Annotated in this window: 24 protein-coding genes; 9 read left to right on the top strand and 15 right to left on the bottom strand. The window is 68.8% G+C overall.

Features of this window, described 5'->3' with window-relative positions; genetic code table 11:
- The first annotated feature begins 10 nt into the window (after positions 1-10).
- From hsaD to ACWDMM_RS28875, 5 genes are read left to right on the top strand one after another with little or no spacing between them, the layout of a single operon-like run.
- Positions 11-889 (top strand): 4,5:9,10-diseco-3-hydroxy-5,9,17-trioxoandrosta-1(10),2-diene-4-oate hydrolase, encoded by an 879-nt coding sequence (gene hsaD, locus ACWDMM_RS28895; RefSeq protein ID WP_195044478.1) that lies wholly within the window; start codon positions 11-13, stop codon positions 887-889.
- Complete coding sequence (gene hsaC, locus ACWDMM_RS28890; RefSeq protein ID WP_449940443.1) at positions 889-1,794, top strand: iron-dependent extradiol dioxygenase HsaC; 906 nt, start codon at positions 889-891, stop codon at positions 1,792-1,794. Before hsaD ends, hsaC begins: the two co-directional genes overlap by 1 nt.
- A 20-nt stretch (positions 1,795-1,814) precedes the next feature.
- Positions 1,815-2,387, top strand: coding sequence for a 3-hydroxy-9,10-secoandrosta-1,3,5(10)-triene-9,17-dione monooxygenase reductase subunit (gene hsaB, locus ACWDMM_RS28885; protein ID WP_357209284.1), 573 nt, complete (start codon positions 1,815-1,817; stop codon positions 2,385-2,387).
- Positions 2,388-2,439: 52 nt separating this feature from the next.
- Positions 2,440-2,715 carry a type II toxin-antitoxin system Phd/YefM family antitoxin gene (locus ACWDMM_RS28880; protein WP_195078069.1) on the top strand — a complete coding sequence of 92 codons (276 nt, stop codon included), beginning with the start codon at positions 2,440-2,442 and terminating at the stop codon, positions 2,713-2,715.
- Positions 2,712-3,116, top strand: a complete 405-nt coding sequence (locus ACWDMM_RS28875; protein WP_195078068.1) for a type II toxin-antitoxin system VapC family toxin — start codon at positions 2,712-2,714, stop codon at positions 3,114-3,116. Before ACWDMM_RS28880 ends, ACWDMM_RS28875 begins: the two co-directional genes overlap by 4 nt.
- Before the next feature lie 88 nt (positions 3,117-3,204).
- Here the strand turns inward: ACWDMM_RS28875 and ACWDMM_RS28870 are convergent, their stop codons facing one another.
- Entirely contained in the window at positions 3,205-4,062 is an 858-nt protein-coding gene (locus ACWDMM_RS28870; RefSeq protein WP_195078067.1) for a 3-hydroxyacyl-CoA dehydrogenase, read from the bottom strand.
- A 259-nt stretch (positions 4,063-4,321) separates the two neighbouring features.
- Here ACWDMM_RS28870 and ACWDMM_RS28865 point away from each other — a divergent pair, with 259 nt between their 5' ends.
- Positions 4,322-4,894, top strand: a complete 573-nt coding sequence (locus ACWDMM_RS28865) for a YdeI/OmpD-associated family protein (RefSeq protein WP_449940438.1) — start codon at positions 4,322-4,324, stop codon at positions 4,892-4,894.
- Here the strand turns inward: ACWDMM_RS28865 and ACWDMM_RS28860 are convergent.
- The 5 genes from ACWDMM_RS28860 to ACWDMM_RS28840 all read right to left on the bottom strand — a co-directional run bounded on the left by ACWDMM_RS28860 (position 4,883) and on the right by ACWDMM_RS28840 (position 9,952).
- On the bottom strand, positions 4,883-5,275 hold the full coding sequence (locus ACWDMM_RS28860; RefSeq protein ID WP_449940435.1) for a hypothetical protein: 393 nt from the start codon (positions 5,273-5,275) through the stop codon (positions 4,883-4,885). The genes ACWDMM_RS28865 and ACWDMM_RS28860 overlap by 12 nt on opposite strands.
- A 292-nt stretch (positions 5,276-5,567) precedes the next feature.
- Entirely contained in the window at positions 5,568-6,605 is a 1,038-nt protein-coding gene (dmpG, locus tag ACWDMM_RS28855; RefSeq protein ID WP_195078064.1) for a 4-hydroxy-2-oxovalerate aldolase, read from the bottom strand.
- Positions 6,606-6,617: 12 nt separating this feature from the next.
- Positions 6,618-7,523, bottom strand: coding sequence for an acetaldehyde dehydrogenase (acetylating) (locus ACWDMM_RS28850; protein WP_195078407.1), 906 nt, complete (start codon positions 7,521-7,523; stop codon positions 6,618-6,620).
- Between the two features lie 16 nt (positions 7,524-7,539).
- Complete coding sequence (locus tag ACWDMM_RS28845) at positions 7,540-8,325, bottom strand: 2-keto-4-pentenoate hydratase (protein WP_357209277.1); 786 nt, start codon at positions 8,323-8,325, stop codon at positions 7,540-7,542.
- Between the two features lies 1 nt (position 8,326).
- Entirely contained in the window at positions 8,327-9,952 is a 1,626-nt protein-coding gene (locus tag ACWDMM_RS28840) for an FAD-binding protein (protein ID WP_357111156.1), read from the bottom strand.
- Positions 9,953-10,057: 105 nt separating this feature from the next.
- Between ACWDMM_RS28840 and kstD the strand changes: the two genes are divergently transcribed.
- A complete protein-coding gene (gene kstD / locus ACWDMM_RS28835; protein ID WP_195078062.1) occupies positions 10,058-11,767 on the top strand; it encodes a 3-oxosteroid 1-dehydrogenase in 1,710 nt (569 codons plus the stop codon).
- A gap of 315 nt (positions 11,768-12,082) precedes the next feature.
- The gene (locus ACWDMM_RS28830; RefSeq protein WP_195078061.1) at positions 12,083-12,949 is read left to right on the top strand and encodes a MaoC/PaaZ C-terminal domain-containing protein; all 867 of its coding nucleotides are present in this window, start codon (positions 12,083-12,085) and stop codon (positions 12,947-12,949) included.
- A 6-nt stretch (positions 12,950-12,955) separates the two neighbouring features.
- On the opposite strand, the gene ACWDMM_RS28825 is transcribed toward ACWDMM_RS28830, so the two are convergent.
- The gene (locus ACWDMM_RS28825; RefSeq protein ID WP_449940480.1) at positions 12,956-13,234 is read right to left on the bottom strand and encodes a hypothetical protein; all 279 of its coding nucleotides are present in this window, start codon (positions 13,232-13,234) and stop codon (positions 12,956-12,958) included.
- Between ACWDMM_RS28825 and ACWDMM_RS28820 the strand changes: the two genes are divergently transcribed.
- Positions 13,184-13,477, top strand: coding sequence for a hypothetical protein (locus ACWDMM_RS28820; RefSeq protein ID WP_357111237.1), 294 nt, complete (start codon positions 13,184-13,186; stop codon positions 13,475-13,477). The two genes, ACWDMM_RS28825 and ACWDMM_RS28820, sit on opposite strands and share 51 nt — an antisense overlap.
- A gap of 73 nt (positions 13,478-13,550) precedes the next feature.
- Here the strand turns inward: ACWDMM_RS28820 and ACWDMM_RS28815 are convergent, their stop codons facing one another.
- From ACWDMM_RS28815 to zapE, 8 genes are all read right to left on the bottom strand, one after another.
- On the bottom strand, positions 13,551-14,120 hold the full coding sequence (locus tag ACWDMM_RS28815) for a CBS domain-containing protein (RefSeq protein WP_195078406.1): 570 nt from the start codon (positions 14,118-14,120) through the stop codon (positions 13,551-13,553).
- Between the two features lie 122 nt (positions 14,121-14,242).
- Entirely contained in the window at positions 14,243-15,766 is a 1,524-nt protein-coding gene (locus ACWDMM_RS28810) for a PucR family transcriptional regulator (RefSeq protein WP_195078059.1), read from the bottom strand.
- A 288-nt stretch (positions 15,767-16,054) separates the two neighbouring features.
- Complete coding sequence (locus tag ACWDMM_RS28805; protein WP_195078058.1) at positions 16,055-16,516, bottom strand: hypothetical protein; 462 nt, start codon at positions 16,514-16,516, stop codon at positions 16,055-16,057.
- Positions 16,513-17,787: a DUF58 domain-containing protein gene (locus ACWDMM_RS28800; protein WP_195078057.1), complete on the bottom strand. Its 1,275-nt coding sequence runs from the start codon at positions 17,785-17,787 to the stop codon at positions 16,513-16,515. The genes ACWDMM_RS28805 and ACWDMM_RS28800 overlap by 4 nt, the downstream gene beginning before the upstream one ends.
- Positions 17,784-18,746: an AAA family ATPase gene (locus ACWDMM_RS28795; protein ID WP_195078056.1), complete on the bottom strand. Its 963-nt coding sequence runs from the start codon at positions 18,744-18,746 to the stop codon at positions 17,784-17,786. Before ACWDMM_RS28795 ends, ACWDMM_RS28800 begins: the two co-directional genes overlap by 4 nt.
- A gap of 29 nt (positions 18,747-18,775) precedes the next feature.
- On the bottom strand, positions 18,776-19,264 hold the full coding sequence (locus tag ACWDMM_RS28790) for a hypothetical protein (RefSeq protein ID WP_357111225.1): 489 nt from the start codon (positions 19,262-19,264) through the stop codon (positions 18,776-18,778).
- Positions 19,265-19,298: 34 nt separating this feature from the next.
- Complete coding sequence (locus ACWDMM_RS28785) at positions 19,299-20,216, bottom strand: DUF4129 domain-containing protein (RefSeq protein ID WP_323124582.1); 918 nt, start codon at positions 20,214-20,216, stop codon at positions 19,299-19,301.
- Positions 20,217-20,395: 179 nt separating this feature from the next.
- Complete coding sequence (gene zapE, locus ACWDMM_RS28780; RefSeq protein ID WP_449940427.1) at positions 20,396-21,406, bottom strand: cell division protein ZapE; 1,011 nt, start codon at positions 21,404-21,406, stop codon at positions 20,396-20,398.
- Positions 21,407-21,459 lie beyond the last annotated feature (53 nt).

The raw sequence follows: 21,459 nt of genomic DNA, 5'->3' as shown, positions 1-21,459 counted from the left end.
AGGGCTGACCGTGACATCGACCGCGGAACTCACCGCCGAATCGACCTCGCGCTACGCGCAGGTGCGGCCCGATCTGCGGCTGCATTACCACGAGGCGGGCGTCGGCAACGGGCCGACGATCGTTCTGCTGCACGGCGGCGGGCCCGGCGCGTCCTCCTGGTCGAACTTCGCGCGCAACATCCCGGTGCTGGCCGAGCACTTCCACGTGCTCGCGGTGGACCAGCCCGGCTACGGCCGCTCGGACAAGCCCACCGAGCATCCGCAGTACTTCGTGCACAGCGCCTCGGCGCTGAAGGATCTGCTCGACCACCTCGAGATCACCACCCGGGTGCACCTGCTGGGCAATTCGCTCGGCGGCGGCGCTGCGGTCCGGTTCGCGCTGGACTATCCCGACCGCGCCGGAAAACTGATCCTGATGGGGCCCGGCGGGCTGAGCACCAATCTGTTCGCGCCCGACCCGACGGAGGGCGTGAAGCTGCTCTCCAAGTTCAACTACGAGCCGACCAGGGAGAACCTGGAGGCGTTCCTGCGCATCATGGTCTTCGACCAGTCGCTGGTCACCGACGAGCTGATCGATGAGCGGTTCGCCTCGGCGAGCACGCCGGAGGCGCTGGCCGCGACCAGGGCGATGGGCAAGTCGTTCGCGAGCGCCGACTTCGAGAAGGGCATGCTCTGGCGCGACGCCTACAAGCTGCGTCAGCCGGTGCTGCTGATCTGGGGCCGCGAGGACCGGGTCAACCCGCTCGACGGCGCGCTGGTGGCGACCAAACTGATCCCGCGCGCGCAACTGCACGTCTTCGGCGGCTGCGGGCACTGGGCGCAACTGGAGAAGTTCCACGAATTCAACCGGCTCGCGATCGATTTCCTCGCGGGCGTCAAGGAGAAGTGATGGGCATTCGTTCACTGGGATATCTGCGTATCGAGGCGACCGACATGGCCGCCTGGCGGGAGTACGGCCTGAAGGTCCTCGGCATGGTCGAGGGCAAGGGCGCCGACCCCGAAGCCCTCTATCTGCGCATGGACGAGTTCCCGGCCCGGCTGGTGATCGTCCCGGGCGAGAAGGACCGGCTACAGGTCTCGGGCTGGGAGACGGCCAACGCCGAGGAGTTGCAGGACATCCGCAACCGGCTGGACGCGGCGGGCGTGCCCTACAAGGAGGGCACCGCGGCGGAACTGGCCGAGCGCCGGGTCTACGAGCTGATCGCGTTCGAAGATCCCTCGGGCAACACGCTCGAGGCGTTCCACGGCGCGGCGCTGGAGCATCGCCGGGTGGTCAGTCCCTACGGGCACAAATTCGTCACCGAGGAGCAGGGGCTCGGGCACGTGGTGCTCAGCACCAAGGACGACAAGGCGGCGCTGGAGTTCTACCGCGACGTGCTCGGCTTCCGGCTGCGCGACTCGATGCGGCTGCCACCGCAGATGGTGGGACGCCCGGCCGACGGCGAGCCCGCGTGGCTGCGCTTCTTCGGCTGCAACCCGCGCCACCACTCGCTGGCGTTCCTGCCCATGCCGACGCCGAGCGGCATCGTGCACTTGATGCTCGAGGTGGAGAACGCCGACGACGTCGGCCTGACCCTGGACCGCGCGCTGCGCAAGAAGGTCAAGATGTCGGCGACGCTGGGACGGCACGTCAACGACAAGATGCTCTCCTTCTACATGAAGACGCCGGGCGGGTTCGACGTCGAATTCGGTTGCGAGGGCCTGGAAGTGGACGACCACGACTGGATCGCGCGGGAATCCACCGCGGTGAGCCTGTGGGGCCACGACTTCACCGTCGGGCAACGGCAGCAGTGACCGAGAGGGCGAGCGAAACGATGACCGCGGACGGATCCGAGATCGATCCACGGCAGTTCCGGAACGTGCTGGGACAGTTCTGCACCGGCATCACCGTGATCACCACCTTCGACGACGACGGGGTTCCGATCGGCTTCGCGTGCCAATCCTTCGCCGCCCTCTCCCTCGAACCGCCGCTGGTGCTGTTCTGCCCCACCAAGGCGTCCCGCTCCTGGGCGGCGATCGAGAAATCCGGGCGTTTCTGCGTGAACGTTCTCGCCGAACAGCAGCGCGAACTGTGCGCCCGCTTCGGCTCCCGCGAACCCGACAAGTTCGCCGGCGCCGCCTGGCACACCTCCGACCTGGAACTCCCGGTGCTGGACGAAGCGCTGGCCACCATCCAGTGCGAGGTCGAGACCGTCGTCGACGGCGGCGACCACTACATCGTGATCGGCCGCGTCCAAGCCCTCTCCGAGACGACCACCACCGGCCGCCCCCTGCTGTTCTATCGGGGCCAGTACACCGCCATCGAACCGGAGAAGACCACCCCGGCACCTTGGCGTGCCGACCTGGAGCACTTCCTCACGACGACGACGTTGGACACCTGGTTGTAGGACGCGACCAGCACTCGTAGCCCCGCGCGCTACAGGGGGCTACAATCAGGCTATGAAAGTGATCACGCAGCGCGAGTTCCGCAACCACTCAGCGGCGGTCATGGATGCGGTCGAGGCCGGGGAGACGTTCCGCGTAACCCGAAATGGGGTCGAAGTCGCCGAAGTACGGCCGGTCAGCCGAAAGCGCCGCCTGACGACGGAAGAGCTCGTGGAACGGCATCGCAGACTACCTCGTGTCGACTTCGCCGGCATGCGGCAAGAGGCCGACGAATTCTTCGGAACGGAAGATCGAGTCGGCGACGACGATGCGTGGGGATCGCGGTCATGACCGAGCGGCATACATCGGGCGTATTGGACACTTGCGCCTACATCGACCTGGGTACGCTGGATCCCACTTCTTTGCCGGAGTTGTGTGAGATAACAGCGATCACGTTGGCCGAATTGCACCAAGGCGTCGCCATGGCGAAAGACACTGTCACTCGGGCCGCACGATCCGAGCAACTCGGTGCCGCCATCGTGGATTTCGATCCGTTGCCCTTCGACGAGGACGCCGCGACACGCTACGGCACCCTGGTAGCACTCACTCTGGCGGCGAAACGCGACCCGCGGCCGCGCCGGATGGATTTGCTCATCGCGGCAATCGCGTCGGCACGTGGGTTACCGCTGTACACCCGCAACAGCGCGGATTTCCGCGGGCTGGAAAGCATGCTCGAGATCGTCGCCGTGTAGCGCATGAAGGACTAGGCCTCGATCAGCCGCCCTCGCTCCACGAGTGGTGCCTGGGCGCGGCGAATCCCGAACTCACCGCGCTCGCCGGTCAGTACTTGTAGAAGCCCTCCCCGGTGGCGATGCCGAGCTTGCCCTTGTCGATGTAGTTCTCCTTCAACCACTTGGCCAGCCGTTGGGAGTCCTCGTCCTCGTTGTTGACCAGGATGTTGTACGGCGTGGTCAGTCCGATGATGTCGAGGATGCGGAACGGTCCGGCCGGTGCGCCGGTGCCGATCTGCCAGGTCTTGTCCACCGCCTCGGGATCGGCGTAGCCGCCGGCCGCCAGGCTCATGCCCGCGTTGAGCAACGGCACCAGCAGCGAGTTCAGGACGTAACCGGCCTTCTCCTTGTGGATTTCGATCGGCACCATGCCGATCTTCGAGGCGAAGTCGACCACGGCCTGGTATACGTTCGGGTCGGTGTCGGCGGTGCCCATGATCTCGGCCGTGTTGAAGTGCCACACCTGATTGGCGAAGTGCAGCGCGAGGAACCGGTCCGGACGGCCGGTGAAGTCTTTCATGGCGCTGGGCAGCAGGGTGGAGGAGTTGGTGGCGAAGATCGTGCGCTCCGGTGCGACCCGGCCGAGCTGCTCGTAGGTCTGCTGCTTGATGCTCAGCACCTCGGGGATGGCCTCGATGACCAGGTCCGCGTCCTGCACCGCGTGTGCCAGGTCGGAAGTCAGCGCGATGCCCGCCGCCGTCTGCTCCGCCTTGCCGTCCCCGCCACCGGGCACCTGCTCGCGGTAGACCGGCACGAGCTTGTCGAGTCGTTCCCTGGCCGCGGCCAGCGCCTTGTCATCGATGTCGTAAGCCGTCACCTCGAAACCGTGGAAGGCGGTCTGAAAGGCGATCTGCGAACCCAGCACCCCGGTGCCCAGCACGGTCACCTTGCGAATATCGATGGTCATTCGTTTCTCCTCTCGACTGTTGCGAAGAAGCCCGCGTCGGAGCGACCTCGCGATCACCGCTGCCATGGATCAACCTACCGGCGGCGGTGCCGTGTCAGCCGGAGGCGACTGTCGCTGCCGTCGGCTTCGCGAGTGGCACATGAGCGCGGCGAAACGCGAGAGCGCCACACGCTCATGTGCCACTCGTGAAGTGCTCAGATGGTGAGCACTTTGGGGTGGAAGATGGGTGCGATGAGGGCACCGGATCTAGGGAGGCACTATGGGTCGGTTCGATGGGACGAGGATCCTGACCTTTGCGGACCTTGCGCAGTGGGAGGGGTGGCTCGCGGCCGATCACGACGAGGCCGCTGATGTCTGGCTGAAGATCGGCAAGAAAGGGGTGGCGGGCAGGACCATCAGCAACGGCGAGGCGCTCGACGGCGCGCTCTGCTTCGGGTGGATCGACAGCCATCGCCGCGGCATGGACGCCGAGCACTATCTGCAGCGGTACTCGCCGCGCCGCCCGAAGAGTCCGTGGTCGCAGATCAATGTCGCGAAAGCCGAAGCGCTCATCGCCGCAGGTCGCATGCGGGCTCCCGGTTTCGCGGCCATTGCCGCCGCGCAGTCCGATGGACGCTGGGCGGCCGCCTACGAATGCCAGCGGACCGCCACCTGCCCGGCCGACCTGCTCGAAGCGCTCAGTGCGAGTCCACCCGCACGGGAGAGATTCGAGCAGCTTGATCGCACCGCGCAGTACGCGTACTTCCTGCGGTTGATGAAGACGCGGAGTTCCGCCGAACGGGCTGGACAGCTGCGGCGCATGTGCGAGGAGTTGATTCAGTCAGCGGCGTAGTTCCAAGTCGACTGCGGCAACGATGATCACCGATAGCGGCGAGGCGGAAATCGGTTGGGAATCGCGTGTTCCGACGCGACGATATGCGTTGTGCTGCTTCTTGTTCCGGCCGATGTACTTCGCCCCCAACGCGTCGACGAGCATTTCGCCCCGGAGGCGGACGCGGCTCGTGCCGCCGGTTTGGACATCGCCGTGGTCGATCACGACGCGTTGACCCGCGCCGACGGCGCGGAGGATGCCGTTCGACGCGTCCGTTCCAGCGGGGTGGCTGTCTACCGCGGCTGGATGTTGCGCAGTGCTGAGTACGCCGCGTTCGAACGGAGCTTGCGGCGGCGGCGCGTCACGCTGCGCACGAGCGCCGAGCAGTACCGTCGCGCACACGAATTGCCCGGGTGGTATTCCGCACTCGCCGACATGACTCCTCGGTCGGTATGGACCAGCGGAACCGATCGCGCCGCGTTCGATCACGCGCGTCGGGAGCTATCCCCTTCCCGCTCCCTTTGCCTTGGGGACGCGGGATCGTTGCTGCCGCCTGGCCGAATGGACTGGACTTCCGGGTACTGGGAGACGCGTGATCGACCACCCTTCGACCAGCGGAGACTTGCTCGATAGTGGTCCCGGCAGACGAACGGGGTCGCGAACGTTCGTTCGCGACCCCCCTGTGGCTTACCGGTCAGGCGGTGACCGTCGCCTTCTCCCGTTGCAATTCCAGCGCGATGTCGATGAGCTGGTCCTCTTGGCCGCCGACCAGTTTGCGCTTGCCCGCTCGTACGAGCATTTCGGCGGCGGAGACCCCGTAGCGTTCGGCTTGCCGTTCGGCGTGCTTGAGGAAGCTGGAGTAGACGCCCGCGTAGCCCATCATCAGGGCCTGGCGGTCGAGCAGGCATTCCTGCGGCATCGCGGGGCGGACGACGTCTTCGGCGGCGTCGGCGATGGCGAAGAAATCGATGCCCGTCTTCACGCCCAGCTTGTCGCACACACCGACCAGCGCCTCGACCGGCGTGTTGCCCGCGCCCGCGCCGAAACGCCGCGCGCTGCCGTCGATCTGCTTGGCGCCGGCGCGGATGGCGTAGATCGAGTTGGCGACGGCCAGGTCGAGGTTCTCGTGGCCGTGGAAGCCGACCTGCGCGTCGTCGCCGAGTTCGGCCACCAGCGCCGCGACCCGGTCGGAGACCTGCTCGAGCACCAGCGCCCCGGCGGAGTCGACGATGTAGACGCACTGGCAGCCGGCGTCGGCCATGATGCGCGCCTGCTTGGCCAGCACCTCCGGCGGCTGGGTGTGCGACATCATCAGGAACCCGACCGTCTCCAGCCCGAGTTCCCGCGCCAGACCGAAGTGCTGGATCGACACGTCGGCCTCGGTGCAGTGCGTGGCGATCCGGCAGATCGTCGCGCCGTTGTCCTGCGAGACCTTGATGTCTTCCTTCACCCCGACGCCGGGCAGCATCAGCACGGCGATCTTCGCCCGCTTCGCCGTCTCGGCGGCGATGGCGACCAGTTCCTGCTCGGGCGTCTTGGAGAAGCCGTAGTTGAACGACGAGCCGCCGAGACCGTCGCCGTGGGTCACCTCGATCACGGGGACACCCGCGCCGTCGAGGGCGGCGACGATGTCGCGGACCTCCGTCGCGGTGAACTGGTGACGCTTGTGGTGGGATCCGTCGCGCAGCGAGGTGTCGGTGACGCGGATGTCGAGTTCTGCTGAGTAGGCCATGTCGAAAGCTCCTTACACCCGGGCCGTGACGATCTGTTCGGCGATGACCTCGCCGACCTGCGTCGCGGCGGCGGTCATGATGTCGAGGTTGCCCGCGTACGGGGGCAGGAAGTCGCCCGCGCCCTCCACCTCCACGAACACCGACACCTTCGCCATGCCGCCGGAGACCACCGACGGCTCGTCGAACTGCGGCTCGTTCAGCAACCGGTAGCCGGGCACGTACTGCTGGATATCGGCGACCATCCGGTGGATCGAGTCGGCGATCGCGTCGGTGTCGGCGTCCTCGGGGATGGCGCAGAAAATGGTGTCGCGCATGATCATCGGCGGCTCGGCGGGGTTCAGGATGATGATCGCCTTGCCGCGCTGTGCCCCGCCGATGGTCTCCACGCCCCTGCTGGTGGTCTTGGTGAACTCATCGATGTTGGCGCGGGTGCCGGGACCGGCGGAGACCGACGACACGGAGGCGACGATCTCCGCGTACGGCACCGGGACGACCCGCGAAACCGCGGCGACGATCGGGATCGTCGCCTGACCGCCGCAGGTGATCATGTTGACGTTCGGCGCGTCGAGGTTCGCGCCCAGGTTCACCGGCGGCACCACGGCGGGCCCGACGGCCGCCGGGGTGAGGTCGACGGCGCGGATGCCCGCCTCGGCGTAGCGCGGGGCGGCGGCGCGGTGCACGTACGCCGAGGTCGCCTCGAAGATCAGATCGGGCAGTTCGGATTGCGCGAGCAGCCAGTCCACGCCCTCGTGCGAGGTCTCCAGGCCCAGACCGCGCGCCCGCTTCAGGCCCTCGCTGTCCGGGTCGATTCCGATCATCCAGCGCGGCTGGATCTTCTGCGAGCGCAGCAGTTTGTAGAGCAGATCGGTACTGATGTTGCCGGACCCGACGATCGCGGCGGTGACGGTCCCGTTCACGGACACGACAGCCTCCCTAGGTGAATTGCAGACGGACAGAGCCGAGTCCGGCGAACTCGGCGTGGAACTCATCGCCCGGACGGGCGTCGATGGCGCGGGTGCAGGAGCCGGGCAGCACGATGTCACCGGCCTTCAACCGCACCCCGAAGCTCGCGACCTTGCGCGCCAGCCAGGCCACCGCGATCACCGGATCGCCCAGCACCGCGTCGCTGCGGCCTTCGGCGACCACATCGCCGTTGCGGGTGAGCACCGCGTCGATGGCCTTGATGTCGATGTCCTTCGGCGCGACCCGCTGCGCGCCGAGCACGAAGCCGGCCGAAGACGCGTTGTCGGAAATGGTGTCGGCCAGGCCGATGTTCCAGTCCTTGATCCGCGAGTCGATCAGCTCGATCGCGGGCGCGAAGGCGACCGTGGCGGCGAGCACGTCATCCTCGGTGCACTCCGCGCCGGGCAGGTCGGCGCCGAGCACGAACCCGACCTCCACCTCCACCCGGGGGAACAGGTAGCGGCCCGCTTCCACCGGAACGTCCTCGTAGACTTCCATTTCCGCGAGCAGGTGACCGTAGTCGGGCTCGTCGACGCCCATCATCTGCTGCATGGCCTTCGAGGACAGGCCCACCTTGTGCCCGACCACGCGCGCGCCCGCGTCGAGCCTGCGCCGGATGTTGATCAGCTGGATCTCGTAGGCGTCGACCACGTCGATATCGGGGTGGCGGGCGATCAGCGGATCGATCGCCACCCGGTCGCGCTCGGCGCGCTCGAGTTCGTCGGCCAGTTCGGTTCGTACCGCGTCGGACAGCACGCTAGTTCCCTTCCACAGTTGCGTTTTCCAGCGCCGAGACCTGCTCGCCCGCGGCGGACCGGCCTGCCCTGCGACCGGAGAAGATGCAGTCGGCCAGCGACAGCCCGCTGACATAGGACTCGGAGCAGACGCCGACCGCGGTGCGGCCGGCGGCGAAGAGGCCGGGGATGTCACGGCCATCGACCGTCTCGACCGCGCCGGTGCGCTCGTCCACGACGACGCCGCCGAGGGTGAGCATGGGGCACGGGTTGGTCAGGCTCGGTTTGATGCCCACATCCAACAACCAGAACGGACCGGTGCGGACCGGTTCGGTGAACTCGGCAGGCTTTCCGACCGGATCGGGCGCGCCGGTCTCGATCGCGGTGTTGTGCGCGTCCACCGTCGCGCGCAGCCCGGCCGGGTCGATGCCCGCCTTCGCCGCGGCTTGCTCCAGCGTCGCGCCGCGAATCGCGGTGCGCCGCATGGTCTCGAACTGCCCGCGCTGGAACCACGCGCCCTGCTTGCCGATCTGGCCGATCGCGGTGCGCATCAGCGGGTCGTCGGCCAGCAGCCATCCCTTGCCGCCGTGCTCGGTGATCAGCTTGTTGCCGACGGCGGCGCCGTAGCGGGTCTCGTCGATCACCCTGCGGCCATCGGCGTCGACCAGAAGCGCCGCGGTGAAGGCGCTGGGCGGCAGCAGGAACCGCCACGCGGAGACGTTGTCCATGTGGTCGACGGCCGCGCCGACCTGCTGGGCCATCAGGATGCCGCTGCCGTCGTCGGCGGTGGTGCCGAGGGCGAGACCGCCGTGGAACGCGGGCGCGTGCTGCCGCACCAGATCGCGATTGGCGATGAACCCGCCCGCGCTGAGCACCACCGCGCGCCGGGCGAGGACCCTGATCGTGCTGCCGTACCGGCGTTCCAGCGCGTCCAGCCGCTGTTCCAGCGCTCGCCGCAGCGGCGGGTAGTAGATGCCAGGCTTGGCCGCGACCTTCGCCATGCGGGTGTAGCGGTCGCGGACCCGGCCGGGCGCGTCGCGCAGGGTGTGGCATTCCACGCCGATCACCGCACCCGCGGCGTCGGTGATCAATCGGGTCACCCGGGTGAGCGTTTCCACGCGCACGCCCGCCCTCGACGCTGCGGCGGCGAGCGGGCCGGTGAGTTTCTTGCCCGAAGTGCCCCGGCCCTTCACCCGGTGTCCGCGCTGGGCGGCGGGGATGTCGCGGAACGCGCCGGAGATCTCGCTGCCCGAGTAGTACAGGTAGTAGCGGTCGTTGGGGTAGGAGGTCTTGTACGGGCACAGCGAGGCCTCGAACGGGACGCCGTGCGCCTTCAGCCACTCGATCAGCTCCGGGCTCTCGTCGACGAACCGGCGCAGCGTCTCGGGGGCGACCGCGTCGCCGACCTCGCGCTCGAGGTAGGCGTACATGGCCTCGGGGGTGTCCTCGACACCCGCCTCGCGCTGCACGGAGGTGCCGCCGCCCGCGTAGATGATGCCGCCGGACAGCGCCGACGTGCCGCCGCCGGTGAAGCGTTCGAGGACGAGCACCTGCGCGCCCGCCGCGGTCGCTTCCAGCGCGGCCGCGGCCCCCGCGGCGCCGTATCCGACCACGACAACGTCGGTGGTCAGGTCCCATTCGAGGCCCATGTTCTTAACTCCGGTCCGAAACTGAAACAAGTTTCCTCGACAAACGGAACGTCGAGCAAGTCTTCTGCCACACAACATAGACCAATGGCGCGTCCATTCTATAACGTGTTCTACATGACTGATCGGGAATACGACGTGGTGGTGGTCGGCAGCGGCGCCGCCGGCATGACCGCCGCCCTCACCGCGGCCCACAACGGCCTGAGCGTGGTGGTCATCGAGAAGGCCGCGCACTACGGCGGGTCGACCGCGCGCTCCGGCGGCGGCGTGTGGATCCCGGGCAACAAGGCGCTGCGCGCGTCCGGTCGGCCCGACGACCGCGAGGACGCACGGACCTACCTGCACAGCATCATCGGCGACGTCGTACCCGCCGAACGGATCGACACCTTCATCGACCGCGGGGCCGAAGCGCTGGATTTCGTGCTCGATCATTCGCCGCTGAAGATGACCTGGGTGCCGGGCTACTCCGATTACCATCCGGAGGCGCCGGGCGGGCGGCCCGAGGGACGCTCGTGCGAGCCCAAGCCGTTCGACACGAAGATCCTGGGCGATGAACGGTTCAACCTGGAGCCGCCGTACGCGAAGGCTCCGCTGAACGTCGTGGTCATGCAGGCGGACTTCGTCCGGCTCAATCTGATCCGGCGTCATCCGAAGGGCATGCTGCGGGCGATGCGCGTCGGCGCGCGCACCTACTGGGCCAAGTTCACTCGCAAACACATCGTCGGCATGGGGCAGGCCGTCATCGCGGGCATGCGCAAGGGGCTCATGGACGCGAACGTGCCGCTTCTGCTGAACACCCCGATGACCGATCTCGTCGTGACCGATGGCGTGGTCACCGGCGTCCAAGCGCTGCACGAGGGCGAGCCGGTCACCTTCACCGCCCGCTACGGCGTCGTGCTCGGCAGCGGCGGTTTCGAGCACAACGCGGAAATGCGCACCAAATACCAGCGCCAGCCCATCACCACCGAGTGGACCACCGGCGCGGCCGCCAATACCGGCGACGGCATCCAAGCGGGCATGGCGGCGGGCGCGGCCATCGGTTTCATGGAGGACGCGTGGTGGGGGCCGACCATCTTCAAGGGCGGCAAGCCGTGGTTCGCGCTGGCCGAACGGAACCTGCCCGGCAGCATCATGGTGAACGCCGACGGCAAGCGATTCGGAAATGAGTCCGCTCCTTACGTCGAGGCGGTGCACACCATGTACGGCGGCGAGTACGGGCAGGGTGAGGGACCGGGCGAGAACATCCCCGCGTGGCTGGTGTTCGACCAGCGCTACCGGAACCGCTACATCTTCGCGGGGCTACAGCCCGGTCAGCGCTTTCCGTCCCGGTGGATGGAAAACGACTTCATCGTCAAGGCCGACAGCATCGAGGAATTGGCGGGCCGGATCGGCGTGCCCGCCGACGCGCTGGCCGCGACCGTCACCCGGTTCAACGGCTTCGCCGAGACCGGCAAGGACGAAGACTTCGGCCGCGGCGACAGCCACTACGACCGGTACTACGGCGATCCGACCGTGCGACCCAACCCGTGCCTGGCCGCGCTGGTGCAGGGCCCGTACTACGCCGCCAAGATCGTGCCCGGTGATCTGGGCACCAAGGGCGGGCTGGTGGCGGACACCGCAGGCCGCGTGTTGCGCGAGGACGGGAGCGTCATCGAGGGGTTGTACGCCTCCGGCAACTGCTCCACACCGGTGATGGGCCACACCTACGCGGGGCCCGGCGCGACCATCGGCCCCGCGATCGCCTTCGGATACCTCGCGGTGCTGGACATCGTCGAGCGCAAGAAGCAGCAGCCCGCGGCCGCCGCGGCGGAGGCCTGATGGTCGGATCGCGGTGTGGGTCGCGCTGGACGCGACCCGCTCCGCCGTCCGTCTCGCCGAATGAAAGCCTGCCGCTGCGGCCAAGGGAAGGCCTTCCGCTACGACTGGGGTCTCGGTCACGAGAACGAAGTGCGGGGCGCGCCCGAACACGAGCCACACCGCGATCCACGCGCCCATCCCACCGATCGGACGGCGCGCTGGCGAGCCGCGGTCGCGCCGAGCAGGATCGGACCGAAGGCGCATCGATTTCGGGCGCGGCCTCCCTCGCGGCGCGGTAGATCCGAATCGATCCACATTCATGCACAAGGAGAACTGATGCCCATCGACCCGAAGATCGCGCTCGGCGCGCAACTGCCGAGCCGGGAGTTCGCCTGGACCGCGTCGGACGTGCAGCTGTATCAGCTTGGCCTCGGCGCGGGCGCGCGCTGGACCGACCCGGCCGAGCTGCGCTATCTCGACGATCGGGAACCGCAGGTGCTGCCGACCTTCGCCACCGTGGCGGCGACCGTGCACGAGACCGAGCCGCCCAGGGTGAGCTTCCCCGGCGTCGAGATCGACCTGGCGAAGGTGGTGCACGGACATCAGGAGGTCGAGGTGCACCGGCCGATCCCGGCGGCGGGCAAGGCGACCAAAACCAGCCGGATCGCCGAGATCTGGGACAAGGGCTCGGCCGCGGTCATCGTGCAGGAGCACACCGTCACCGGCTCCGACGGCGCGCCGCTGTGGACCGAGCGCTCCTCGATCTTCGCCAAGGGCGAGGGCGGTTTCGGCGGCGAGCGCGGGCCGAGCACCAAGACCGAATTGCCGGATCGCGCACCGGATTTCGACGTCACCACGCCGACGCTGCCGCAGCAGGCGTTGCTCTACCGGATGTCCGGCGACCGCAACCCCCTGCACTCCGATCCCGAATTCGCCCGCGCCGCCGGGTTCCCCGCCCCCATCCTGCACGGGTTGTGCACCTACGGCATGGTGTGCAAGACCGCGACCGACATCGTGCTCGACTCCGACGCCAGCCGCGTCACCGGCTTCCGCGCCCGGTTCGCCGGTGTGCTGTACCCGGGCGAGACGATCCGCGTCCGGATCTGGCGCGAGGACGATCGGCTCGTCATCGCCGCGACCGTGGTCGAACGCGACGACGCACCGGTCCTGAACGATGTCGAACTGCGGTTCCGGCCCGCCTGAGGATCACTACACAGCTGCACCCGAGCGGCTCCCAGCCGGGCCGCGTCCGACCCGAACGGCAAACGCGGCGCCAAGGTGCCGGTGCGGGCGACTCCGGGCCGGTCCCGGCGCATCGACGGTCAACGGAAGGCGAGCGTCTCTCGTTTCGCCTGCAGGCCGCGGCGCGGCGATCGGGAGCGGCGCCCAGGCCCCTGCCCCCGTATCACGGGACCCGTCGGCGGACGAGAGATGCCGATGGCACCGCAAGCACCACTGTGTAGTGGGAATGGCGCGCAGCAGCCGGATCGGGATCTCGGCGTGACAGCGTCGGCAGCGGCCGTAACGTCCGGCGGTGATGAGCAGGAGAGCGGCCTCGATATCGGCCAGCGCTTGCCGCGCCGCCGCGGCCAGTTTGCCGTCGACCTCGTGTCTGGCCGCGTCAGCCGCGTCGGCGGGTTCACCTGCGCGGTCGAGCTCGGCTTCGAGTTCGGCCAGCTGTTGCAGGCGGAAGCGGCGTTGCTGCTCGAGTGCGGCGCGCAGCACGGGTAGGTGTTCGCTGAGGCTCGCGCGTTGAACGGGGTATGCGTGGGTCATCGTCGACTCCAGAGCTGGTTGGTGGGGGTCAATGCTCAGCCGCAGCGGGTGTGAGCGCGATGCTCGCGGTACGGATGCCGGGCACGGTGCGGGTCAGGGCGACGGCGATGCGTCGTTCGGATTCGTCGGCGAACCGGCCGGAGACGGTGGCGTCGCCGTCGTCGACGGTGACCTGCCAGCGCCGCGCGCCGCGGTATTGATCGAGCAGGCGCTGCGCATCGGCCGCGAGCGCGTCGTCCGGAGTGAGCATGAGCCGAAGCGCGTCGCCGCGGCTGAACATGCCGACCACGCGGTCCTCGGCGTCGACGACCGGCAGACTGCGTAGTCCGTGGGTCACCAGCCTGCTCATCACCTCGGCCAGTGCCGCGTTCTGGGGCAGGGACACCGCCGGCGTAGTCATCACCGCGCCGACCGCGTCGTCGAGTTCCCCGGACCGCAAGAGGTCGCCGCTGGTGAGCATTCCGATGAGGCGGTCGTCTCCGTCGAGCACGGGCAGCGCCGCGTACCGCAGTTCGGCGAGCATCAGCGCCGCCTCGCGCGCCGTGTCCTCGCGCCGGACGGTGGTGACCGGTCTCCGCATCACCTCACGTACCTGCATGTTCCTCACTCCGATACCTCCTTCCTGGCTCAACCCCATGGTGGCGTGGCGGCGAGGCGATCGGTTGCGCTGATCGGACAATCGGAGGGCGGAGATTTGTAGCGCAGGCACAGCGGGCCGGGTCAGTCGGTGTCGGCGACGGCGAGTTCGATCATCATGGCGAGACGTTTGCGGGGATCGTCCAAGCCGAGGTCGGTCACCTCCGCCATCTTCCGCAACCGGTTGCGGACGGTGTTCTCGTGCACGCCGAGCTGCGCGCTCGCCTGGGCGGAGTCGCCCTGCGCCTGCAACCAGGCGCGCAGCGTAGCCACGTACTGGGTGGAGTGCACGCGATCGTGGCGCCGTAATTCCGACACCGGCCCCCGCGCCGGGGTGCGTCCGGAAAGTCCCGCGGTGCGCAATCGCTGTAGCAGGATTTCATCCCACGACTCGTCGTAGGCGGGAGGCGCGGCCGCCGCGGGCCGGGCCTCGTGCAGCGCCATGCACTCGTCGGCTTCTCGGCGCGCCGACGCCAATTCCGTGGCCCGCGCGAGACCGCTGACGCCGGCCGCCAATGTCATCCCCACGGGCAGCGCGTCCTGTAACTCACCGACCCAGCGGCGTGCCGCCGCAGCGGAATCAGCGGGGAGCACGGTGTAGACGGTGTCGCCGACCAAGGCGCTGCGGGTCGAACGGGACCAGCCGAATCCGGTCGTCGCTCGCTCGAAGATCAACAGCAGCGCGGCGTGCCGCTCGTCCGCGCTTCGATCCCGCAGCGCGATCACCCGCAGGTTCTCCGGCGCCAGCCCGAGTCTGCTGGCCACCGTCGCCGCGTCCGCCGCGCCCTCCAGTAGACGGATGACCAGATCGGCTTCCACCTGACGCTCGAGGTCCGCGCTGGCCCGCGACCGCAACAGGTGCAAGGCCACCGTGCGCGCACCGTCGGCCAAGGCCGCGCGCCGGGCCCCGCGCAACGGCGCCGGGCACGACACCCATACCGACCCCAGCAGTTGCCTGCCCACGCGTACGGCCACCACCATCCGCCCCGTCACACCGCGTTCGACGTCCGGGGCGACGAACAACGGCTCGTCCGAGGCGGCCAAATGCGCGAAGACGCCGCGCGCGTCGAACAGTGCCCGCAACCACGGCGGCATCTCCCTACCGAGGATCGTCTCGACGCGGGCGGGATCGAGGTGCTGCTTCGGCTTCGAATACGCCAGCACCCGAGACCGCCGGTCCTCGATCGTCACCGCACCCCCGACAGCGTCGGCCACGCTGTCGGCCAAGGCGAACAAATCGGTCGGGCCGCGACCGGCCTCGGTCTCGCGTCCTTCCAGCACCAACCCGTAGACCACCGCGGCCAGCTCGCTCCATGCCACCGCGGGATCGACCACGAGCACCGCCACGCCATCGATATCCGGCTCGTGCTCGGTCTCCGCACCCCCACGAAAGAGCGCGACGACAGCACCCGCCGACACCGCCCATTCCAGCACCTCCGGCACCGAGCGCGCCCCGATTCCCAGCAGTACGTCGCCCGCTTCCATGGGGTCCTCATCGGCCCCGTGGATCACCACGCTGCGCAGTCGGGTGGACCGGGGCACCGAACCCAACCGCAAGCGGATTCCGTAGCCACTCAGCACATTCGCCAACCGGTCCAATGTCACCACGAGCCGCTCCCGAGCCAAGCCCGCGGCGCTGCGCCATCAGGCGACCGACGCGACCCGCGGAAGGTCGTTGACGTGGTGGTCGTTCGATCGAACTCGGCGAACGTCATAAGACCTCCCGCGGTTGTCCATCTCCTCGATCACGCCTGCGGAGCCTCAGCGGGGGGCGACCTCGGCCGTCGGGGCCGCCCTCGCACTACCGAACGGTACGCGCACGTCCGTGCGGCCTTCGCGGTTCATACCGGCACGGTTTCGGCCATGGTCTCGTCTCCGAGGGCTGTCGCCTCGGCGTCAGACTTCGCCCGACGCCGGAAGTTCGCGGTCGCCGCGCCCGCGCCGGGCGGCCGCGCCCTGGATCACCAGGGCGTACAGCAGCAGCACGAGCACCGGTGCGGCCAGCGGAGCCCAGGCCAGGCGCAGTGGGACGAGAGCGGCGACGACGGCGACCGCCGTGAAGCCGACCGCGCCGGTCACCGACGGGATCGTGGTCGGCACCACGCCGTGCGGCGCGGTCACCGTCGCGGCGTTGAGCAAGTAGGTGGTGGCCACCAAACCCGTTGCGGCGGAGGCGAGCACACCGGCGTCGGCGATCGCGAGCACGGCCAGCGCGAGCAGCACCGCGCAGACCGCCAGCGGCCGCAGCCACCAGCCGAGCGCCACGAAGACCATGGCGGGGATGGCGATCCACGGCTCCAGCAGCGCCACCGACGCCACCAGCAGCACGCCGGAGAGAACGGCGAGGAATCTGGTCATCGGCGCACCCGTACGGTCCTGCGGTGCTCGGGCAGCACCCGCATGATCTGGTCCAGGCGCGTGTCTTCCGGCCACGCCACGATGTCGACGCCGACGGTGCCCATGTCCCGGTACATCGCCGCGCGCTCGAGCTGCCACATCTTGGCCAGGATCGGATCGAGATCCTCCCGGAACGGCGTGCCGCGCAGCACGTCCACCACGACCACCACGTGCCCGCGCTTGCGCAGATCGATCAGCGCGAGGGCGAACTGGGTGTCCAGCAGCGTCGAGAAGGCCACGACGATCGCCCCGAGCGGCACGGCCGCGTGCGGCGCGAGGGTGCCGGTGGTCGGGATGTGCTCGTCGCCGACGTCGAGCACGGTGTCCACGATGCGGTAGAACTGGCGGCGGCCGATGTCCGGCCGCAGCCAGCGCGGCGCCTGGCCCAGGCACACCACCGCGGTCCGGTCGCCCGCCTGCAACGTCGACTGCACCACCTGCGCCGCGCCGCGCACCGACAGCTCCAGCGAATCGGTCGCCGGTCCCGGCGCCTGCTGCGAGGTGTCCACCAGCACCACGACGTCGGCGGATCGGTTGGTCAGCCGTTCGGTGACATACAGCCGCCCGCGCCGCGCGCTCACCGGCCAGTTGACGATGCGCAACTGGTCGCCGGGGGCGTAGGCGCGGATGTCGGCGTACTCGACGCCGGGACCGTGCCTGCGGGTCAGGTGGGTGCCGAGCCGCTCGGGCAGCTCGGTCCGGGGCAGGCGCATCCGCTGCGGATCGGTGATCGGATACACGAACAGCTGCCCCGCGGGCAGCACCGCGGTGGCGACGGCCAGCCCGGCGGGGCTGAGCGCCGATACCCGAACCGAGATCGGATAGCGCCCCCACCTGCCCGCCGAGAGCGCGAGCCGCAACCCGGCCGGCGCGATGCCGGAATCGCTGGCCTCCTCGACCTGCATTTCCAGCCCGCTCGAGTGCTCCGGTTTCAGGCGCAGCAGCGCGTGCCCCTTCTCCACGAAGGCGGCGACGGTGAGCGTCACCTCCTCGGTCTCGAAACAGCGCAGCGTGCCGCCGCCGTCGACCTGGATCCTGGTCGAGGACTGCTGCCACGGCGCGGTGGCGAGCACGCCGAGCAGCGGCGCGGCGAACACGAGCAGTTGCCACCGGCCGAGCACCACCGCGAGCACCAACGCCGCCGCGGCGCATCCGGCGAGCATGAAGACCAGCGGCGCGGGTCGCCACCGCAATTCGGCGTCGACGGCGGAGCTGGCGTCGCGGTGCCTCATGTCACGGTGGCGCGCGGGACCGGCAGACGGCGCAGCAGTTCGGTGATGACGTCCTCGCCGCGGATGCGGCGCACCCACATCTCAGGCCGCAGCGTGATCCGGTGCGCCATGGCCGGCACCGCGAGCGCCTTGACGTCTTCGGGGATCACGTAGTCGCGGCCGAGCAGCAGCGCCCGTGCCCGCGACATCTGCACCAGATCCAGTTCCGCGCGGGGGCTCGCGCCGACCTCGACCTGGGGGTGCCCTCTGGTCGCCGACGCCAGCGCGACGACGTAGCTCACCACGTCCGGGTGCACGGTCACGTATTCGACGGATTGCCGCATCTCCAGCAGGCCGTTGGCATCGACGACCTGGTTGACCTGCGGCTGCTGCGCCCCGCGCTCGAGCCTGCGGCGGATCATCTGCGTCTCGTCGTGCTCGGAAAGGTAGCCCAGCCGCAGCTGGATGGCGAAGCGGTCGAGCTGGGCTTCCGGTAGCGGATAGGTGCCCTCGTACTCGATCGGGTTGTCGGTGGCCAGCACGATGAACGGTTGCGGCAGCACGAACGTCTCGCCGTCTATGCTGACCTGTCCTTCCGCCATCGCCTCCAGCAGCGCGGCCTGCGTCTTCGGCGGGGTGCGGTTGACCTCGTCGGCCAGCAGCACGTTGGTGAACACCGGCCCTCGACGGAAGGTGAACCGGCCCGAGGACATGTCGTAGATCGTCGAACCGAGCAGATCCGCCGGCAGCAGGTCCGGGGTGAACTGCACCCGGGTGAACTGCAACCCGAGCGCGGAGGCGAACGATCTCGCGATGAGCGTCTTGCCGAGGCCGGGTAAGTCCTCGATCAGCACATGCCCACCGGACAGCACCGCGATCATGATCAACTGCAACTCGTCCTGCTTGCCGACCACGACCCGGGACAATTCCCGGAGCACGGCCTCGCTGCGCTGGATGGTCACGTCCATCGGCATGGTCATGTGTGTACCCGCACTTGCCTCAACCCATTTCACATTCTCTGCAGGCGGCTCAGGATCTCGTCCAGCGCCGCACGTCCCGGTGCCCTGCCGGCTTGATCACGAAGGGCCGAATTGGCCGGGTCCACCCAGCGCCACAGCTCAGGCCCGAACTGGTGGATGCCCGCCGCCTCGACCGCTCTGCGGTTCTTCGCCACCCGCTGGCCGCTGGACAGCTCGAACTCCTTGGCCAGCAGCGGGCGCAGGTGCCGGTCCCAATCGGCACGGCTGCCGTCCGCGCGGTCGGCGAGCATCTGCGCCCTGGCGTGCCAGCGCCGCAACATCTCCGCCGGGCCGTTGTCCATGTCGTCGATCGCGTCGGCCTCCCCGGCCTCGGCGCGCTCGAGCAACGACCAGATCAGCCAGCCCAGCGCCACCGCGACCGGGATACCGGCGACGATCAGCAGCAGCCCGCGGGCGCGCTCGACAGCGACCAGCTCGATCACCGCGATGACGATCACGCAGGTGATCACCACCCCCATCCGGTTCACGCGACGTCCTTTCTCACCCGGCCGGTCACGCGGGCACCTCCCCTTGCAGATCGGCGAGCACGATGCGCAGCAGTTGCTCGGCGCGCATGCGCTGCCATTCGAGCATGGCGTGCGGGCTGAACCTGGCCTCCTCGAACAGGGCGACCAGCTCACGGGCGGACGCGTCGTGCAGCGCGCCGCGTTCGAACGCGCGGGCCAGCACTTCCATCGGGGTGTCCGAGGCGAGCGGGGCGGCGGCGCGGTCGGAGGCGAGGCCGCGTTCCATGGCGACGTAGCAGGCGATGATCGCGGTGCGTGGGTCCTGGCCGGGTGCGTTCATCGCGGCCAAGCCCATCTCCGCCGCGCGGGCCAGCGAGTCCGCCACGGTGGGGGTCGGCGCGGCGGCCTGCGCCGGCGCCGGGGCGGGCCTGCGCCGGGACGACACCGCGACCACGACCAGACCGGTCATCGCCACCGTCACCAGGCCCGCGGCCGCGATTCCGGCCAGCACCAGCGCCGTGCCGGTCAACTCCGCCGACCTCGGCTCGGTTTCAGGGGGCGGCGGGGTCCCCTGCACCGGGGCGGCGCCCGTGGTGGTGGCGGGCGCGGCCGGGCGCGCCGGCTCGCTCGGCGTGCCCGCGCCGATGAAGTAGATGGCCGACGCCGCCGCGACCAGAACGCCGAGCAGCGCGAGCGCGCCAAGCAGCGCCAAACCCGTGCGCCCCAGCCGCCACTGCCTGCGCTCGTCCGCGCGTTCGGGCTCCGGCATGGCCAGCGGCAACCGGTGCTGGCTCGCGATGACGCCCGCCAGCAGGATCACGATCGACACGGTCAGCAACACCGGCATGAGCGCGACCGACAAAGCCGACGGAACCTGCCTGCGGGACTCGGTCTCGCTGATTCCTGGGATGTATCCGTGCAGGGCGATGGCGGCAAAAGCCAGCAGCGTGATCAGCACGATCACGCGCGATATCGGCGCTCGCGCCCGGACCACTGCGTTACCACCAAATCTGAGTACTCCACAAAACAGCCACATAGTTACATGCCGGGCGGTCCGCTCGGGATGGAATGGAATACTTCGCAGTCCTTCCTCTTGAACCGCAACTGGATGGGGAGGCGACGGGCCGGCCGACGCCACGGTGACTACCGGGCGATATCGGGCGGGGATTGGGACAAAGCACAAAGCCGGCTCGTCAAACGTGACATATCCGGCACTTCCCGTACGTCCCGCACCAGCTCGCCGAGCGTCGAAGACGCGATGACGGTGAGTGCCCGATCAGCGTCGGAGAGCACGTCGACGGCGTTGACGAAACGCATCACCCAGTCGGGGGGAACTGAACGCAGCGGCGGCACATCTCGGATTTCCCAGCACGGAAATCGTTGGGCCAGGGCAACATAATCCGCGGCGGAAGTTGGAGTCCCGCACAATACGGCGAAGTCGATGACGAGCGTTCCACCATCGGCCGCAATGACGCGCAAACTTCGAGCACCCTCTGATATCTCGATAATCGGCTCGGTTTCCCGTTGTGTCGCAGCTTTATTCTGGGCTGCGGAAGCCCATGGAACGCTCGCTGCCGTGTGACACGGGGGCGCCACGACGTATCGCCCTGAGGCGAATCCAGTTGCAGCTCTATGATTATTGATGGCGCGATAGTCGGTCGCGCCGTCCACGACCACGACGTCCAAGTCAGCGAGGATTCGCTCGATGGCCGGCACGAACCTGTCGTGGAACAACGGGTTCGGCAACAACTCGGCGGGCGGGTAGTTCGATGTCACCACCAGCGTGACGCGGCGGGCGAACAGCGCGTCGAGCAACCGGGCGATCAGCATCGCGTCGCCGATGTCGTGCACGTGGAACTCGTCGAAGCAGACCAGTATCGCGTCACCGAGCAGCGCGTCCACCGCGGCATCGATCGAGCCGGACGCGTGCGCCGCGGCGTGCAGGTTCGCGAAGAACTGGTGAAAGTGATAGCGGCGCTTGCGTCGCGATGCCACCTCGGCGAAGAACCGGTTCATGAGCATGGTCTTGCCGCGCCCGGGTCTGCCGTGGAGATAGACGCCCCGGTGACGCCGGACCGGCCTGCCGCGCCGATCGACCAATTCGCGCAGCCGCGCCGCCGCCCGTGCTTGGTCGGCATCCCACCGGATTTCCATGGCACCTCCTGGTCCTCTACATTTGTAGAGGACCAGGAGGCCGACAGCCAGGA

Source organism: Nocardia sp. NPDC003726 (assembly GCF_053586955.1).
This window is presented reverse-complemented; position numbering and strand designations above follow the sequence as displayed.

Coding starts and splice junctions, on each gene's coding strand:
- hsaC (WP_449940443.1), top strand. CDS start 889: ATGGGCATTCGTTCACTGGGATATCTGCGTATCGAGGCGACCGACATG.
- hsaB (WP_357209284.1), top strand. CDS start 1,815: ATGACCGCGGACGGATCCGAGATCGATCCACGGCAGTTCCGGAACGTG.
- ACWDMM_RS28880 (WP_195078069.1), top strand. CDS start 2,440: ATGAAAGTGATCACGCAGCGCGAGTTCCGCAACCACTCAGCGGCGGTC.
- ACWDMM_RS28875 (WP_195078068.1), top strand. CDS start 2,712: ATGACCGAGCGGCATACATCGGGCGTATTGGACACTTGCGCCTACATC.
- ACWDMM_RS28870 (WP_195078067.1), bottom strand. CDS start 4,062: ATGACCATCGATATTCGCAAGGTGACCGTGCTGGGCACCGGGGTGCTG.
- ACWDMM_RS28865 (WP_449940438.1), top strand. CDS start 4,322: ATGGGTCGGTTCGATGGGACGAGGATCCTGACCTTTGCGGACCTTGCG.
- dmpG (WP_195078064.1), bottom strand. CDS start 6,605: ATGGCCTACTCAGCAGAACTCGACATCCGCGTCACCGACACCTCGCTG.
- ACWDMM_RS28840 (WP_357111156.1), bottom strand. CDS start 9,952: ATGGGCCTCGAATGGGACCTGACCACCGACGTTGTCGTGGTCGGATAC.
- ACWDMM_RS28830 (WP_195078061.1), top strand. CDS start 12,083: ATGCCCATCGACCCGAAGATCGCGCTCGGCGCGCAACTGCCGAGCCGG.
- ACWDMM_RS28820 (WP_357111237.1), top strand. CDS start 13,184: ATGGCACCGCAAGCACCACTGTGTAGTGGGAATGGCGCGCAGCAGCCG.
- ACWDMM_RS28815 (WP_195078406.1), bottom strand. CDS start 14,120: ATGCAGGTACGTGAGGTGATGCGGAGACCGGTCACCACCGTCCGGCGC.
- ACWDMM_RS28805 (WP_195078058.1), bottom strand. CDS start 16,516: ATGACCAGATTCCTCGCCGTTCTCTCCGGCGTGCTGCTGGTGGCGTCG.
- ACWDMM_RS28800 (WP_195078057.1), bottom strand. CDS start 17,787: ATGAGGCACCGCGACGCCAGCTCCGCCGTCGACGCCGAATTGCGGTGG.
- ACWDMM_RS28795 (WP_195078056.1), bottom strand. CDS start 18,746: ATGACCATGCCGATGGACGTGACCATCCAGCGCAGCGAGGCCGTGCTC.
- ACWDMM_RS28790 (WP_357111225.1), bottom strand. CDS start 19,264: ATGGGGGTGGTGATCACCTGCGTGATCGTCATCGCGGTGATCGAGCTG.
- zapE (WP_449940427.1), bottom strand. CDS start 21,406: ATGGAAATCCGGTGGGATGCCGACCAAGCACGGGCGGCGGCGCGGCTG.